We start from the raw sequence: 1,274 nt of genomic DNA, 5'->3' as shown, positions 1-1,274 counted from the left end.
AGAGCAACCTTCTAATTAATTAAATTTCAGATAATTAAAATACCCGAGTCTAAGCTCTGGTTTTTCGTATTAATTAGCTAGTCTAATTATTACTCTACGATAGTTGCTACAACACCAGCACCTACAGTACGGCCACCTTCACGGATAGCGAAACGAAGACCTTCGTCCATCGCGATTGGTGCGATTAGCGTTACTGTCATCTTAACGTTATCACCAGGCATTACCATTTCTACGCCTTCTGGTAACTGTACGTCACCTGTTACGTCAGTTGTACGGAAGTAGAACTGTGGACGGTAACCTTTGAAGAATGGAGTATGACGACCACCTTCATCTTTCGAAAGTACGTATACTTCTGAAGTGAATGTAGTGTGTGGCTTGATTGAACCAGGCTTAGCTAGTACTTGACCACGTTCAACGTCTTCACGCTTAGTACCACGTAAAAGTGCACCAATGTTCTCACCAGCACGACCTTCGTCAAGAAGCTTACGGAACATCTCAACACCAGTACAAGTAGACTTAGTCGTCTCTTTGATACCAACGATTTCAACTTCGTCGTTCACGTTGATGATACCAGCTTCAACACGGCCAGTTACAACAGTACCACGACCTTGGATTGAGAAAACGTCTTCGATAGGCATGATGAATGGCTTATCGATGTCACGCTCTGGCTCTGGAATGTAAGAATCTAGTGCTTCTGCAAGCTCTACGATTTTAGCTTCCCATTGCTCTTCGCCTTCAAGTGCTTTAAGTGCAGAACCTTGAATTAGTGGTAAGTCATCACCTGGGAAGTCGTATTCAGAAAGAAGTTCACGAACTTCCATTTCTACTAGCTCAAGTAGCTCTTCATCATCAACCATGTCACATTTGTTCATGAACACAACGATGTAAGGAACGCCAACTTGGCGAGAAAGTAGGATGTGCTCACGAGTTTGTGGCATAGGACCATCAGTCGCAGCTACTACTAAGATAGCGCCATCCATTTGAGCAGCACCAGTGATCATGTTTTTAACATAATCGGCGTGTCCAGGACAGTCTACGTGTGCGTAGTGACGAGTAGGCGTATCGTATTCAACGTGTGAAGTTGAGATTGTGATACCACGCTCGCGCTCTTCTGGAGCGTTATCGATTGATGCGAAATCTTTAGCAACACCGCCGTATACTTTTGCAAGTACGTTAGTGATTGCTGCAGTTAGTGTAGTTTTACCGTGGTCAACGTGGCCGATTGTACCAACGTTTACGTGCGGTTTTACGCGTTCAAACTTTTCTTTTGCCAT

1 protein-coding gene is annotated in these 1,274 nt (G+C 44.2%); it reads right to left on the bottom strand.

What is annotated here, in order from left to right:
• Positions 1-89: 89 nt before the first annotated feature.
• On the bottom strand, positions 90-1,274 hold the full coding sequence (tuf, locus tag CWC30_RS17770; protein ID WP_036980581.1) for an elongation factor Tu: 1,185 nt from the start codon (positions 1,272-1,274) through the stop codon (positions 90-92).

The organism is Pseudoalteromonas sp. S4741, from assembly GCF_005886135.1.
In the GTDB taxonomy this organism is placed as follows: domain Bacteria; phylum Pseudomonadota; class Gammaproteobacteria; order Enterobacterales; family Alteromonadaceae; genus Pseudoalteromonas; species Pseudoalteromonas tetraodonis.
This window is presented reverse-complemented; position numbering and strand designations above follow the sequence as displayed.

What these genes read in the sequence shown, in the direction of transcription:
- tuf (WP_036980581.1), bottom strand. Translation starts at nt 1,274, where the DNA reads ATGGCAAAAGAAAAGTTTGAACGCGTAAAACCGCACGTAAACGTTGGT.